Here is a 13,919-nt window from a genome sequence, read left to right as displayed (position 1 = left end):
ACAACGACAAAAGGCAATCTGTATCAAGGCGGACGAACCCGGCAGCATTGCGCCATCCTGATGACAGCCACGGCGTTGATGGCACCGGCTTGCGCATTCGCGCAGGCTCAGGAAGAAGCCACCGCTCTGGAGCAGATCGTCGTCACCGCCAGCGGTTTCGAGCAGAGCGTCAAGGAAGCGCCCGCAAGCATTACCGTCGTCACGCGTGAAGAGCTGGAAAAGGGCTCGTTCCGCGATTTGACCGACGCGCTGCGCGAGGTTCAGGGCGTGTCGGTGACCGGCACCGCCAACGAAAGAGACATCTTCATTCGTGGCTTGCCGGGCACCTACACGCTGATTCTGGTGGACGGCAAACGCCAGGGCACCCGCGATGCGCGCCCGAACGGCAGCGCCGGTTATGAGCAGAGCTTCATTCCGCCGCTTTCGGCGATCGAGCGCATCGAGGTCGTGAGGGGGCCGATGTCCTCGCTCTATGGCTCCGATGCCATGGGCGGCGTCATCAACATCATCACCCGCAAGATCGGCACCGCCTGGTCGGGCTCCGTCACCACGGAAGGCACGCTCCAGCAACATTCGCGCTTTGGCGATAGCGGCAAGGTCTCCTGGTATGCGAACGGTCCGCTTATTCAGGATACGCTCGGCCTTCAGCTTTGGGGTAGCGGATATCGCCGGGGCGAAGACGAACTGCTCGGCGGCGTTCTCGGCGCCAAGGATTTCGACCTTTCAGGCCGCCTGACCTGGACGCCGAACGAAGATCACGACATCGCTCTGGAAGGCGGACGCCAGCGCATACGCCGCGACGAAACGATCGGCAACACGCTGGATGTTGGAGATAACGAAGCCTACCGGGTCAATTCACGCGACCGCTGGTCGCTGTCCCATACCGGCCGTTGGGGGCCGACCACCTCCGATTTTTCCATTCAGCAGGAATGGGGCCAGCGCGACGCCTATACCTATAACCCGGTCTCCGGCCGCTACGATCTCGATCCTCGCAGACCCGAAATCCGCAACACCGTCATCGACGGAAAATTCACCACGCCCTTCGATCTGCTGGGTGAACACACGCTGGTCACCGGTGGCCAGTATTTCGAAGCGCGGCTGAACGACCAGAACCCCGGCCGCCGCTCAGGTCAGGCAGAGACGTTTTCCGCAACGCAATGGGCGCTTTTTGCGGAAGACGAATGGCGCATGATCGATGACTTTGCGCTGACCGGCGGCCTGCGCATGGACCACCATGAACAGTACGGCTCCCATTTCAGCCCGCGTCTCTACGGCGTTTGGAATGCGACGAGCGAACTGACGGTGAAGGGTGGCGTATCGACAGGCTTCCGTGCGCCGGAAATCCGCCAGATCGCGCCGGGCTATGCCATGACCACCGGCGGCGGCGGCTGCACCTATGGCCCGGCCGGCACCTGCGGCGTCATCATCGGCGATCCGAACCTCAAGGCCGAGAGCAGCACCAGCTACGAACTCGGCGCCATCTGGGATAATGGTGACGTCCTTTTGAGCGGCACTTATTTCTATACCGACTTCAAGGACAAGATCGGCAATGCCATGGTCCTGAACCCCGATGGCACCCCGGCCCGCTGGGACGAGGACCCGAACTATCGCCTTTGGTACAACTACAATATGGATGACGCCGTGATGCAGGGCGTCGAACTGGCTGCCACCTGGCATGCGACGCCGGATCTTTCGCTGCGGGCAAGCTACACCTATACCAAGTCGGAGCAGAAGACTGGCCTCTATTCAGGCTTTCCGCTCGCCCGCACGCCGGAGCATACGGCCAATATCCGCGCCGACTGGACGACCGGCATCGAGGGCTTGACGACCTGGACGAGCGCCAATTATCACGGTTCGGAGATTGCAGCGGGTGCCCGCATCGGCACCAACGGCAAGGCTGTGACCATCAACGGTCAGCCGGGCCGCAAATACGATCCCTATGCGACGCTCGATTTCGGCCTGCAATATGCAGTCAACGATACGGTGACGCTGAATGCGGCCGTCTACAACATCTTGGACAAGAAGGTGGAAGCGACGGATTTCAATACGGTGATGGAGGGCCGCCGGCTCTGGATCAGCATGAAAACGCAGTTCTAAACATCAAGCGCGGGGTTTCCCCGCGCTTCTCTTCATGGAATGGCGGTCTCGACGAGGCCAAGGGAGTTATCGCATGAGTTTCTTCAAGCCCGCATCGCTGCTTGCAGCACTTGCCTTCACAGCGGCCGCCGCCTTCGGCAGCGCGTCTGTCGCGGCCGATATCGTCATCAAGCACAAGCAGGGCGAAACGGCATTGCCCGCCAAGCCGGAGAAAATTCTCGTTTTCGATCTAGCCTCGCTCGACACGCTCACAGCGCTCGGCGTCGAAGTCGCCGGCGTGCCCAGCGGCCCCAAGCCGGACTATCTGAAGGGCTTTAATGACGACAAATACCTGAAAGCCGGCACGCTGTTCGAACCGGATTATGAGGCGGTCAATGCTGCCGAACCGGACCTCATCATTGTGGCAGGCCGCTCGTCCGGCAAATATGCGGAGCTCGCAAAGATCGCACCGACCATCGACCTTTCCGTGGACGCGAAAAACTTCTTCCCCGAAGCAAAGGCCAATGTGGAGACACTTGGTGGCCTGTTCGACAAGAAACCGCAGGCTGACGCTCTCATTGCCAAGCTTGATAGTTCGGTTGAAGGTCTCAAGACGCTCGCAAACGGCAAGGGCACGGGCCTGTTCATCCTGACGGCCGGTGGAAAGATCAGCGCTTTTGGTCCGGGCTCCCGTTTCGGCATGATCCACAGCGTCTATGGCATCGCGCCGGCTGCGGAAACCCCGCAGGCCGGCGGCCACGGCCAGGCGGTTTCGTTCGAATATATCCTGGAGACCAATCCGGACTGGCTCATCGTCCTCGATCGCGACGCCGCAATCGGCAACGAAGGCGTGGCCGCCGCGCAGTTTCTCGACAACGAGATCGTGCGCAAGACCAAGGCATGGCAGGCGGGTCATCTCGTCTATGTCGATTCCGGCGCCTGGTATCTGGTCGGCAGCGGCATCTCCGCCATGCAGCGCACGGTCGATCAGTTGACAACAGCGTTCAGCAAGGATTGAAAACTGATGGGGGGCCGGCTACGGCCTCCCATCGACATCACTGGTGCATGCGCGTTTTGAAATATTTCTTAGCCCTTACAGCCCTGTTGCTGCTGTCGGTCGCGAGCGTCCTCATCGGCGTCAGCGACATTTCGCTGTCCGGCCTCCTGTCCGGAGAGAATGCGACCGCGCGGCTGGTGCTTGTCGAGGTCCGTATCCCGCGCACGCTGGCGCTGATCTTTGCCGGGGCCGGCATGGCCGTGTGCGGCACGATCATGCAGATGCTGGCGCGCAACCGCTTCGTCGAACCCTCGACCGCCGGCACGGTGGAATCTGCCGGTCTCGGCATCCTCTTCGTGCTGCTTTTGGCGCCGGAATTGCCGGTCTCCCTGAAGATGCTGGTTGCGACACTTTTCGCACTGGCCGGTACCAGCCTGTTTCTTTTGATCCTCAGCCGCATTCCACTGCGCACACCGCTGATGGTACCGCTTGTCGGCATCATGCTCGGCGGCATCATCAATGCCATCACGACTTTCTTTGCCTATCGCTACGATATGATGCAGTCGCTGGGAGCCTGGACAACCGGTGACTTTTCCGCCGTTCTGCGCGGGCGCTACGAGCTTCTGTGGCTCACATTGGGATTGACGGCGCTGGCCTATGCCGCAGCCGACCGTTTCACCGTCATCGGCATGGGCGAGGCTTTCGCCACCAATCTCGGCGTCAACTACGGCCGCGTCGTCGCATTCGGTCTCGTCATCGTCTCGATGGTCACGGCCGCCGTGGTGGTGACCGTCGGCATGGTGCCGTTCCTCGGCCTCATTGTCCCCAATGTCGTCGCCATGGTGATGGGGGACAGGCTGCGGCGCTCGCTGCCTTGGGTCGCGATCTGTGGAGCGGGGCTCGTGCTGGTCTGCGACATGATCGGCCGCCTGGTCATCGCGCCCTTCGAAATCCCGGTCGGCAATGTGCTTGGCGTGCTCGGAAGCGCCTTCTTCCTTTATCTCGTGCTTCGGAGGCGCTCGCGTGCAGCCTAGAGCCGTTCTCCTTAGCAGCTCCCGGCGCACCCTGATCGTGCTTGGCATTCTGGCGCTGGCCGTCTGCTGCGCCTTCATGACGCTGGATGCGAAGGGAAGCTGGTCGTTCATTCTTCCGTTTCGCGGTGCCAAGCTTTTGGGCATGCTGCTCGTCGCCTATGCCATCGCCGTCTCGACCATCCTGTTCCAGACCATCACCAACAATCGGATCCTGACGCCCTCGATCATGGGCTTCGATGCGCTCTATGCGCTGATCCAGACGATCCTGGTCTTCTTTCTGGGCGCTCAGGCGACAAGCGCGCTCGATCCGCGCCTGCTTTTTGTTGCCGAATGCGGCGCCATGGTGCTCTTCTCCTGCCTGTTGTACCGCTGGCTGTTCTCCGGCGCGGTGCGCAGCCTGCATGTGCTGATGCTGGTTGGCATCATCTTCGGCATCCTGTTCCGCAGCATCTCCAGCTTTCTCCAGCGCGTCATCGATCCCAATGATTTCATCGTATTGCAGGATCGCCTGTTTGCCAGCTTCAATAGTTTCGATACCGGCCTTCTCGCCTTATCCGCTGTCCTGATCAGTGCGGCAAGCCTGGGAGCATGGCGGCTGTTTCACACATACGACATCTTGTCGCTTGGCCGCGAGAACGCGATCACGCTTGGGGTCGATCATCGCCGCGTGACGACACAGATCCTCGTGCTGATCGCCATATTCGTCTCGGTCTCGACGGCGCTCGTCGGGCCGGTCACCTTCTTCGGCCTGTTGGTGGCAAGCCTTGCCCATCAGATGATGCCGCTCAGCCTGCACCGTTTCACGCTGCCGGCAGCGATCCTTGCCGCCATCATCAGTCTTGTCGGCGGCCAACTCGTCCTGGAACGGCTCTTCGCATTCGATACGGCCGTTGGCATCGTTATCGAATTTGCTGGCGGTCTTGTCTTCCTGATCCTGCTCGTAAGGGGAAAAACCCGATGATCCGTGTGCACGGCGCAACCAAGCGTTATGACGAGACCGTCGTCGTCGATGGCGTCGATCTGGAGCTTCCCGCTGGCGGCGTCACCGCCATCATCGGCCCGAACGGCGCGGGCAAATCGACGCTGCTGTCGATGATCAGCCGTCTGATTGGCCTGGATGCCGGCACGGTCACGATCGATGGGCTGGATGTTACGAAAACACCGGGGGACGTGCTGGCAAAACGCCTGTCGATCCTGCGCCAGGATAACACCATGACGGCGCGTCTGACGGTCGGCGACCTCGTCGCTTTTGGCCGCTACCCGCATTCGCGCGGCCGTCTGACGGGCGAGGACGCCAGGCATATCGAACAGGCGCTCGATTACATGGACCTGACTGCGTTGCGCGACCGCTTCCTCGACGAGCTTTCCGGCGGCCAGCGCCAGCGCGCCTTCGTCGCCATGGTGCTGTGCCAGGATACAGATTACGTGCTCTTGGACGAGCCACTCAACAATCTCGATATCCGCCATGCCGTCTCGATGATGCGGATGATCCGCCGCGCCGCCGGCGAATTGAACAAGACCGTCGTCGTCGTCCTTCACGACATCAATTTCGCCTCCTGCCATGCCGACAGGATCGTGGCGATGCGCAATGGCCGCATCTTCCAGCAGGGCACGCCGGAGCACATTATCTCTGCGCCGCTGCTGGAGGATCTGTACGGCACGGCCTTCAGGGTCAGCGTCGTCGATGGCCGCAGGATCGCAAACTACTATCTGTAGCCGCTGCGCTTAAAGCATGCCGAGAAACTGGGTCAATTCCGGGGTTTTCGGATTGGCAAAAACCTCTTCCGGCGGCCCGATCTCATGCACCCTGCCCTGATGCATGAACACGACGCGCGAGCAGACATCGCGGGCAAACTTCATCTCGTGCGTCACCATCAAAAGCGTCATGCCTTCCGAGGCGAGTTCCCGCACGACGGCGAGAACTTCAGCAACAAGTTCCGGGTCGAGCGCCGACGTGATCTCGTCGCATAAAAGCGCAATCGGCTGCATGGCAAGCGCCCGGGCGATCGCCACGCGCTGCTGCTGGCCACCCGAAAGCTCATCCGGATAGGCATCGAACTTGTGGCCCAGGCCAACGCGGTCAAGCATCTTGCGCGCCACCACTTCGGCTTGCGCATCCGGCGTCTTGCGGACGACTTTTTGCGAGATCATGACATTGCCGCCGGCCGTCAGGTGCGGGAAAAGATTGAACTGCTGGAAGATCATGCCCACCTTCAATCGCAGCGCCTTCAAATGAACCTCATCATTAAGGAGTTGCGCGCCAGCGACGGAGATGGAGCCGCCGGAAATGGTTTCCAGCCCGTTGATGCAGCGAAGCAGGGTGGATTTTCCCGATCCGCTCTTGCCGATGATAGCGATGACCTCGCCCGGTTCCACATCCAGATTGATGCCTTTCAGGACCTCGTTGGAACCAAAGCTCTTGCGGACTTCAGTGATTTCGATGAGCGACATTGAGCTTCCTTTCCAGGATCTGGCTGCTCTTGGACAGAGGCCAGCACAGGCAGAAATAAATGAGGGCGACGAGGCCGTAGACGATGAAGGGCTGGAACGTGGCATTGGTGACCACCGTGCCGGCCTTTGACAGTTCGACGAAGCCGATGATGGAGGTCAGCGACGTGCCCTTGACCACCTGCACCGAAAAGCCGACCGTCGGTGGCACGGCGATCCGCATGGCCTGCGGCAAAATAATGTAGCGCATCTGCTGGAGCCGCCCCATGCCGAGACTGGAGGACGCTTCCCATTGGCCTTTGGCAATCGCCTCGACGCAGCCGCGCCAGATTTCCGCAAGGAAAGACGCCGTCCACAGGATGAGCGCCAGGCCGGCGGCGAGCCAGGCGGGCACGTCAATGCCAAAAAGCCCAAGGCCGAAGAACGCGATGAAGAGCTGCATCAACAGCGGTGTGCCTTGAAACAGCTCGATATAATATCTGCCGGCGGCTCGCAGCCAGCGGCGGTGGCTGATGCGCATGAAGAGGATCAGGAGGCCGACCGCGCCGCCACCCACGAAGGAAACGAGGGACAGCACGATGGTCCAGCGCGTGGCGAGCAGAAGATTGCGCAGAATGTCCCATGTGGTGAATTCGATCATCGCGCCAGCCTCCGGGGAAAGATCATGCCTCCGATGAGGGCAAGCACCTGCCGCAGCAGGATGGCAAGGGCGAGATAAATGGCGGTCGAGACCATGTAGGCCTCAAACGCGCGAAAAGTGCGGGACTGGATGAAGTTGGCGGCGAAGGTCAGGTCTTCCGCAGCGATCTGCGAGACAACGGCCGAGCCGAGCATGACGATGACCACCTGCGAGGACAGTGCCGGCCAGATTCTCTGCAGCGAAGGTACAAGCACGACATGACGGAAAGTCTCGAACGGGGTCATGGCAAGGCTGGCGCCGGCCTCGAACTGGCCTTTCGGCGTCGCCTGAATGCCGGCCCGGATGATCTCGCAGCTATAGGCGCCGAGATTGACGACCATGGCGATATTGGCTGCCTGCAATTCGCTCAATTGCAGCCCAAGCGATGGCAGGCCGAAAAAGATGAAGAACAGCTGGATGAGGAACGGCGTGTTGCGGATCATCTCCACATAAGCGGTCACGACGGGTTTCAGCCAGGCCGGTCCGAGCGCACGCGTCCAGGCGCAGGCAATGCCGAGTACAATACCAAGGACTGCACCGACAGCGATCAGTTCAAGGGTGATCAGGATGCCCTTGATTATTTGCGGATAATACTGAAGCAGCCAGTCAAATTTGAAATCGTAACTCAAATCGTTGCCCTCTCTTTATCGACGGCGGGACTGTCACCCCGCCGGCGGTTGGCGGGGTGACAAACGGGACTGAATGGGATCAGAGGTCGGCGGGAAGGCCGGTTTGCAGCCATTTTTGCGAGATGGCATCCAGCGAACCGTCAGCCTTGGCGGCGGCGATGATCGCATTGACCTTTTCCAAGAGCGCCGCTTCCCCCTTGTTGAGGCCGATATAGCAAGGCGAATTCTTGATCAGGAATTTCATTTCCGGGCGCTTGGGCGGATTGCGTGCAATAATGGCGGCCGCCACGACATTGCCGGTCGCGATCGTATTGACCTGTCCGGACAGGAAGGCGGAGATCGTGCCGTTATTGTCTTCGTAACGCTTGATGTCGGTGCCTACAGGCGCGATCTTTGTCAGTTCAAGATCTTCGACGGCACCCCGTGTCACGCCGACCGTCTTGCCCGCGAGATCCTCCACCTTCGTCACGGCGACGTCTGCCGGGGCAAAGACGCCGTTGAAGAACGGGGCATAGGCGGTTGTAAAGTCGATCACAGCTTGACGCTCGGCATTCTTGCCAAGGCTGGAGATTACCAGATCGACCTTGTTGGTTTGCAGATAAGGAATGCGGTTGGCGCTGGTGACGGGGACAAGCTCGGTTTTCACGCCGAGCTTTTCGGCGATCAGGTTTGCCACATCGATATCGTATCCTTGCGGCGACATATCGGTGCCGACGCTGCCAAAGGGCGGAAAATCCTGGGGGACAGCGACGCGGAGCGTCCCACGGGCGGCAATATCGGCGAGCGCATCGGCATGCGAAACCGATGCGAAGCCGACAGTGGCTGCGAGTGTCGCAATGGCAAAAAATACGCGTCTTGTAAGCATGTGTTCAAAACTCCTTTGAGGTTGTGGATCGTTTCACCAAAGGCAAATGCAATGCCAATGGTGCAGTCTTGGGGGGAAGGTCCAGGGACAGGCGCAGCTCGGAAAGCGCGTCGGGACGCATCGTCAGGTCCAGCCCTGTTTCAACATCGTCGAGATGCTCGACCGACAATTCCGCAGCTTTCACAAAATCGCCTGCGGCCATCGCATCGAAGATGCGGCAATGGCCGTGATGGGACTGTGCCGCATGAAAATCCGATTGGTAGAGCATCGAAATGAGAATGGTTCGCGCCGTCAGATCGCGCAGTATCTCGATGAGCACGGTGTTGCCGCAAAGCTCGGCGATGCGGATGTGAAAGTCGCCCATGAGACAGGTCAGGCGCTGGCGGTTGCCCGCAGCCATTGCAGCCTTTTCTTCCTGCAGATGTGCAACCAGAATGTTGCGCCCGGTTTCGGTCAGCGGCCGCATGCCGCGCAGCAATCCGGATTCAATGATGCGCCGCGCCTCATAGACCATCATCGCGTCTTCCGCAGATGGCTCAACGACAAACCACCCGCGCTTCGGGCTGACATGCACGATGCCGCGCGTCTCAAGCCGCATCATCGCTTCGCGCACCAACGTGCGCGAAACACCGAACAGGCCGGCCAACTGGTTCTCGCTCAGACGCGTGCCCGGACGTATGCGCGCAGAGAGAATTCCGGAAACGATGGTTTCCTCGATGTTCATCTGACGGGGCTCGGTATGTAAGTCTTGCATACATGTTAAAAAGCAAAGGCCGTGCCAGATTGCGGTATGCAGTTAAAGCAGCCGGTTCAGCGGAGGTGATTTTTTCCGCTGAGTAAATATTAAGCCAAAGCAATCATAAGTTGCCAAAAAAGTCATAAATCTGCCAAAACCTTCATCGTTCTGCAGGGGACAGATGTCGGTATCGCGACAATGAAAATTTCAATGAAGGTAATCGAAGTGCAGTTCGCGCTTTGCAGCTATCGTATGATCTCATCTGCGGCGAGAGCGGCTGACAGCAGATGCTCGTCACCATCCGGCAGGCCGGATATCAACAGGCCGACGGGCATGCCGGCGTCGCCGGTGCCGCAGGGAATGGAGACGCCGCAGCCATCGAGGAAATTGCCGATCAGAGTGTTGCGCAACGTCCGGGCGTTGGTTTTCACGAAGAGCTCGTCATCGGTCAGAAGCGGTGCAGTCAAGGGCGCAACATGCGGCAAGGTTGGAGACACGACCAGTTCACCCGGTCCGATACTGGATGCAAATTCCGCCTTCAGCCGCTCGCGAGCGGCAAGTGTTTCGATGTATCCGGTCACGGTGATCTTTTCACCCAGCCGCGCGCGAGCCACAACACGCGGGTCCATGCCTTCGGCCTGCGGTCCCACCAGACGTTCCCGATGCATCGCAAAAGCTTCCGCGGTCACCATCGGACCATTTTTTGCCATCAGCTCGAATATCTCGGCATAGGCCGGAAAAGCCTGCCGACGGATTTTCGCGCCGGATTTTTCGAGCCGCTTCAAAGCCGCTTCAAAGGCTAAGATGACGCCCTTTTCCGCACCGTCGAAAACGATGGTTTCGGGGACGACCAGCGACAGGCCCTCAACCGAGCCACGGCGAATATCAGGCGCGCCCAGACCGCGCATCGCCGCATCGATCCATACGGCGTCCTGCACCGTGCGGCACAGCGGACCGAGCGAATCGAGACTTTTCGACAGAGGATAAACACCGCGCATGGAATAGCGGCCGCGCGTTGCCTTATAGCCCACAATACCGTTGAAGGCGGCGGGAATGCGCACTGATCCTCCGGTATCGCTGCCGATCGAGACCGGCACGAGCCCTGCGGCCACCACAACGCCGGAGCCGGACGACGAACCGCCAGGGAGCCGCGCGCCATCTTTGGAGGCCGGATTTTCAGGCGTTCCGTAATGCGGGTTAATACCCAGACCGGAAAAGGCGAATTCGCTCATATTGACCCGGCCGATGCTGACCATGCCGGCGCCGGCAAGAGCTTGGACCACATCGGCGTCGCGGATGGCTGGTTCCGCCGTTGTCAAGATCGCCGATCCGGCTGTCGTTGCGATGCCCTCAATATCGAAAAGGTCCTTCCAGGCAACGGGAATGCCATCGAGCAACCCAAGCGACCGGCCCTCCCGGATCCGCTTCGATGAGGCCGACGCTTCCTGCAGAGCGCGCTCTTCCAGAAGGCTGACAAAGATCGACTGATCCTCGTTTGCACGAATTGCCGTAAATGTTTCCTCAGCGAGTGCGACAGGATCGAGCACACCGCTCTGGATCAGCACGGAAAGCTGGGCGATGGTTTTTCCACGGTTGCTCTTAGCCATCGTTCCCTCTCTATCGTCCGACGAGCTGCATCCAGCGGCGAACCAGATAATTGTGTTCATCCATCGTCGTGTTCCACACGGCGATGCAATTGGCTCTCTGCCAATAGGATCCGCCGGCCCTGACGCTGCCCTTGCTGATCCGCACCGATCCATCCGGCCCCGGAAGATCGGTCTTGGCGGGCAAGCCTTCGTACCAGTAATCCCATTCTGCCGGCGTCATGAACTGCCGGGAACGCTGCGGGGTCGAAATATAATAGCCCTGACGGGCGACGACCGAGCCGGGCCAGCCGGAAATCCACCAGTTGAGATAGTCATAGGCCACATCGAGTGCGCGTCCGCTCAAATCCCTCGACAGGCAAAGACCGCCATGCCAGGCGCGATAGCCTTCGACAGGGACGGCCTGCTCAACGGGAATGCCCTGCCCGTTGAGAATATTGATCCCGGTCGACCACATGCTTTGCACATCGGTTTCGCCCGTCACCATCAACCGCGCGGCATCTTCCGCCGTCCGCCAGAAACCCCGGAAGAAGCCATCCTTCTTGCGGGTTTCCAGCAGGTCGATCAGCCGGTCGATCTCCGCCACGCTCATATTGCCGATATTGTCGAACGACATCAGCCCGGCCGCTTGGGCTGCGAGCGCCGCATCGAAAATGCCAATGGCGGGCTCATCCACCAGAGAAACGCGGCCCGCCCATTTCTCGTTCAGCAGCGATGCCCAGGAATTCATCTCCACCGGCTGCTTCACGACATCGGTGCGATAGGCGAAACTGTCGAAATTATGCGTGGTCGGCAGCATCGAAATGCGATGCGACGGTGTATCGCCGAGCGCAAGATTGGGCTGAACGAACAGCTTCTTGGCCGGCACATCGCCCTGCCCCAGCCGCGCGTTCGGTCCGATATGCCCGGTCTTGGTCAGATCGTTGATCTCGGACCACAGCGTGATCCGCTCCGTGCTGATCGGCTGTACGGCGCGCCAGTACCAGACGATATCGAGATTGTGAAAACACTGATCGTAGATGTCGTAGCTGCCCGGCTCCTGTGCCGCCTTGTGCTGCGTCGTGAGAAAGTCGTTATTGTCGAAAGTCACGTCAATGCCGAGATCCTGCTCGGCCCGCAGACGCAATTCCTCCAGAAGGGAAATCGCGGTACCCAGCACGCGCAGTTTCGGCCGGCCTTGAAGATGGAGTGCAGGCGTGGCGGGTGTCTGTGGTGCTGGCTGATGCTTGTTCATCAAGAGGTCTGGACGTCCTGTCGTGTGGCCCGCACACCGCCCGTGATGGACGGCACCGGCCCTGCAAGGGTAAAGGCCTCGAAAGACCGTTTCAGCAGACTGGCATCGAGTCCGTCAACAATAAAGACGATATGCGACCGCCGGTCGTCCGACGGCCAAGCCTCCATATGGGTGGGCGGGTGCACCAGATGCTGGACGCCATGAATGGCCACCGGGCGAGCCTCGCCTTCCAGATTGAGAATTCCCTTGACCCTGAGCACGCGTTCGCCGTGCCGGTTCAGCAGCATGGTCAGCCAGACGCCGAAGGCCGTCCAGTCGATGGCACCTTCGACGCTCATGACGAAAGAGGTGACCGCCGCCTGATGGACGCCGCCACCAGCCGTTTCCAGCATGGCTGGCGTTTCGCAATAAAATCCGCTTGGCGACTGGGCAAGACTGCCGCGCGTGGACTGCGTCTCGTCAAACAGACCGGCGATATCAAGCACCTCATCGGCGGCCGACAGCAGAGCCGCATCGGGGTTGATGCGGCGCAGGCGTTCCAAAAGCAGCGCCAACCCGGCTTCGTGTGCAATATCCGTCTTTGTCAGCACCAGCCGGTCGGCGATCGCCACCTGCCGGTTGGATTCGATATAGGTATCGAGCTGGCGCATGCCGTTGACCGCATCGACGGTTGCGATCACATTTCCCGGCCTGAAATGATGCCGCAGCACGGGGTCTGCCTTGAGCGTCGATAAAACCGGAAAGGGATCGGCAAGGCCGGTGCTTTCGATCACCACGCGTTTGAAATTCGGAACCAACCCGCGCTCGCGCTTGGAATGCAGATCGCGCAGCGCGTCGGCCAGCTCGCCGCGAACCGTGCAGCACAGGCATCCTGATTGCAGCAGGATCATCGTCTCGTCGATCCGCTCGAGCAGATAATGATCAAGGCCGACTTCGCCGAACTCGTTGATGAGAACGGCTGTGTCTGCCAAAGCGGGATCGGTCAAAAGCCGCTTCAAGAGCGTCGTCTTGCCCGAGCCAAGGAAGCCGGTGAGCAGGTTGACGGGGGTAAAGGCCGGGCTATCCGCCATCGCGCGCCGCCTCCATCCGCTCGATGATCTGAATGTTCAACGGATCGCAATCCCGGCCCGACAGCCGCTCGGCCGCCGGCCAGAGGTGGCCGAGATCTTCGATGATCTCGCTCTTGCCGGTGCGTGTCGACAGCACGAAGGATGCCCCCTGCCAGTCCGACAACGTCATGCCGAAACCTGAAAGCACGCGGTTGGCCACCCGCACCCGGTTGGCGCGCTCACGCCGCCGGTCGATCCTCTCGACATTGCGCGTGAAAACACCCGGCCGCGCCACCGCATCGGCCCAGTGTTCATTGCCTCCGAGAACCCCGCAAAGCGAGCACATGATCTCTCTCCGAACCTGGGTTTGCTACAAACCGAGCGACTAAAACATCGTAGTAGAAAAAAACCCCTCCCCAACCCCTCCCCACAAGGGGAGGGGCTGAATCTGCCGCACCCTCAACGCGTTTAAACACGTTTATAGGACGGAGAGCCAACCCCGGATCCTCTCCCCCCTTGTGGGGGAGATGGCCGACAGGCCAGAGGGGGTTTTTTATCTCAAACCGCC

Annotated in this window: 14 protein-coding genes; 5 read left to right on the top strand and 9 right to left on the bottom strand. The window is 60.1% G+C overall.

The features are described from left to right. Positions 1-60 precede the first annotated feature (60 nt). The 5 genes from PYR65_RS21745 (at position 61) to PYR65_RS21725 (ending at position 5,823) form a co-directional block, all read left to right on the top strand. Positions 61-2,097 (top strand): TonB-dependent receptor domain-containing protein, encoded by a 2,037-nt coding sequence (locus tag PYR65_RS21745; RefSeq protein ID WP_407951358.1) that lies wholly within the window; start codon positions 61-63, stop codon positions 2,095-2,097. 73 nt (positions 2,098-2,170) lie between these two features. Further along, positions 2,171-3,094 (top strand): siderophore ABC transporter substrate-binding protein, encoded by a 924-nt coding sequence (locus PYR65_RS21740; protein WP_276121541.1) that lies wholly within the window; start codon positions 2,171-2,173, stop codon positions 3,092-3,094. Positions 3,095-3,141: 47 nt separating this feature from the next. Next, the gene (locus tag PYR65_RS21735; protein ID WP_276121540.1) at positions 3,142-4,107 is read left to right on the top strand and encodes an ABC transporter permease; all 966 of its coding nucleotides are present in this window, start codon (positions 3,142-3,144) and stop codon (positions 4,105-4,107) included. Next, a complete protein-coding gene (locus PYR65_RS21730; protein WP_407951347.1) occupies positions 4,097-5,068 on the top strand; it encodes an iron chelate uptake ABC transporter family permease subunit in 972 nt (323 codons plus the stop codon). The genes PYR65_RS21735 and PYR65_RS21730 overlap by 11 nt, the downstream gene beginning before the upstream one ends. Then, positions 5,065-5,823: an iron ABC transporter ATP-binding protein gene (locus tag PYR65_RS21725; protein WP_060637559.1), complete on the top strand. Its 759-nt coding sequence runs from the start codon at positions 5,065-5,067 to the stop codon at positions 5,821-5,823. The genes PYR65_RS21730 and PYR65_RS21725 overlap by 4 nt, the downstream gene beginning before the upstream one ends. Positions 5,824-5,832: 9 nt before the next feature. On the opposite strand, the gene PYR65_RS21720 is transcribed toward PYR65_RS21725, so the two are convergent. The 9 genes from PYR65_RS21720 to PYR65_RS21680 form a co-directional block, all read right to left on the bottom strand. Continuing rightward, the gene (locus tag PYR65_RS21720) at positions 5,833-6,558 is read right to left on the bottom strand and encodes an amino acid ABC transporter ATP-binding protein (protein ID WP_276121539.1); all 726 of its coding nucleotides are present in this window, start codon (positions 6,556-6,558) and stop codon (positions 5,833-5,835) included. Beyond that, positions 6,536-7,195, bottom strand: a complete 660-nt coding sequence (locus PYR65_RS21715) for an amino acid ABC transporter permease (RefSeq protein WP_276121538.1) — start codon at positions 7,193-7,195, stop codon at positions 6,536-6,538. The genes PYR65_RS21720 and PYR65_RS21715 overlap by 23 nt, the downstream gene beginning before the upstream one ends. Continuing rightward, positions 7,192-7,863: an amino acid ABC transporter permease gene (locus tag PYR65_RS21710; RefSeq protein ID WP_276121536.1), complete on the bottom strand. Its 672-nt coding sequence runs from the start codon at positions 7,861-7,863 to the stop codon at positions 7,192-7,194. The genes PYR65_RS21715 and PYR65_RS21710 overlap by 4 nt, the downstream gene beginning before the upstream one ends. A 79-nt stretch (positions 7,864-7,942) precedes the next feature. After that, entirely contained in the window at positions 7,943-8,728 is a 786-nt protein-coding gene (locus PYR65_RS21705) for a transporter substrate-binding domain-containing protein (protein ID WP_276121535.1), read from the bottom strand. A 4-nt stretch (positions 8,729-8,732) separates the two neighbouring features. After that, positions 8,733-9,482, bottom strand: coding sequence for a GntR family transcriptional regulator (locus PYR65_RS21700; protein WP_276121534.1), 750 nt, complete (start codon positions 9,480-9,482; stop codon positions 8,733-8,735). A gap of 227 nt (positions 9,483-9,709) precedes the next feature. Continuing rightward, positions 9,710-11,071 (bottom strand): amidase, encoded by a 1,362-nt coding sequence (locus tag PYR65_RS21695; RefSeq protein WP_276121533.1) that lies wholly within the window; start codon positions 11,069-11,071, stop codon positions 9,710-9,712. 10 nt (positions 11,072-11,081) lie between these two features. Beyond that, entirely contained in the window at positions 11,082-12,302 is a 1,221-nt protein-coding gene (locus PYR65_RS21690; RefSeq protein ID WP_276121532.1) for an ABC transporter substrate-binding protein, read from the bottom strand. Further along, complete coding sequence (locus PYR65_RS21685) at positions 12,302-13,372, bottom strand: CobW family GTP-binding protein (protein WP_276121531.1); 1,071 nt, start codon at positions 13,370-13,372, stop codon at positions 12,302-12,304. Before PYR65_RS21685 ends, PYR65_RS21690 begins: the two co-directional genes overlap by 1 nt. Further along, positions 13,362-13,697, bottom strand: a complete 336-nt coding sequence (locus PYR65_RS21680) for a hypothetical protein (protein ID WP_060637551.1) — start codon at positions 13,695-13,697, stop codon at positions 13,362-13,364. Before PYR65_RS21680 ends, PYR65_RS21685 begins: the two co-directional genes overlap by 11 nt. Positions 13,698-13,919: the final 222 nt, after the last annotated feature.

Source organism: Pararhizobium qamdonense, from assembly GCF_029277445.1.
GTDB classification, from domain to species: Bacteria; Pseudomonadota; Alphaproteobacteria; order Rhizobiales; family Rhizobiaceae; genus Pararhizobium; species Pararhizobium qamdonense.
This window is presented reverse-complemented; position numbering and strand designations above follow the sequence as displayed.

What these genes read in the sequence shown, in the direction of transcription:
- PYR65_RS21745 (WP_407951358.1), top strand. Translation starts at nt 61, where the DNA reads ATGACAGCCACGGCGTTGATGGCACCGGCTTGCGCATTCGCGCAGGCT.
- PYR65_RS21740 (WP_276121541.1), top strand. Translation starts at nt 2,171, where the DNA reads ATGAGTTTCTTCAAGCCCGCATCGCTGCTTGCAGCACTTGCCTTCACA.
- PYR65_RS21735 (WP_276121540.1), top strand. Translation starts at nt 3,142, where the DNA reads ATGCGCGTTTTGAAATATTTCTTAGCCCTTACAGCCCTGTTGCTGCTG.
- PYR65_RS21725 (WP_060637559.1), top strand. Translation starts at nt 5,065, where the DNA reads ATGATCCGTGTGCACGGCGCAACCAAGCGTTATGACGAGACCGTCGTC.
- PYR65_RS21720 (WP_276121539.1), bottom strand. Translation starts at nt 6,558, where the DNA reads ATGTCGCTCATCGAAATCACTGAAGTCCGCAAGAGCTTTGGTTCCAAC.
- PYR65_RS21715 (WP_276121538.1), bottom strand. Translation starts at nt 7,195, where the DNA reads ATGATCGAATTCACCACATGGGACATTCTGCGCAATCTTCTGCTCGCC.
- PYR65_RS21705 (WP_276121535.1), bottom strand. Translation starts at nt 8,728, where the DNA reads ATGCTTACAAGACGCGTATTTTTTGCCATTGCGACACTCGCAGCCACT.
- PYR65_RS21700 (WP_276121534.1), bottom strand. Translation starts at nt 9,482, where the DNA reads ATGCAAGACTTACATACCGAGCCCCGTCAGATGAACATCGAGGAAACC.
- PYR65_RS21695 (WP_276121533.1), bottom strand. Translation starts at nt 11,071, where the DNA reads ATGGCTAAGAGCAACCGTGGAAAAACCATCGCCCAGCTTTCCGTGCTG.
- PYR65_RS21690 (WP_276121532.1), bottom strand. Translation starts at nt 12,302, where the DNA reads ATGAACAAGCATCAGCCAGCACCACAGACACCCGCCACGCCTGCACTC.
- PYR65_RS21685 (WP_276121531.1), bottom strand. Translation starts at nt 13,372, where the DNA reads ATGGCGGATAGCCCGGCCTTTACCCCCGTCAACCTGCTCACCGGCTTC.
- PYR65_RS21680 (WP_060637551.1), bottom strand. Translation starts at nt 13,697, where the DNA reads ATGTGCTCGCTTTGCGGGGTTCTCGGAGGCAATGAACACTGGGCCGAT.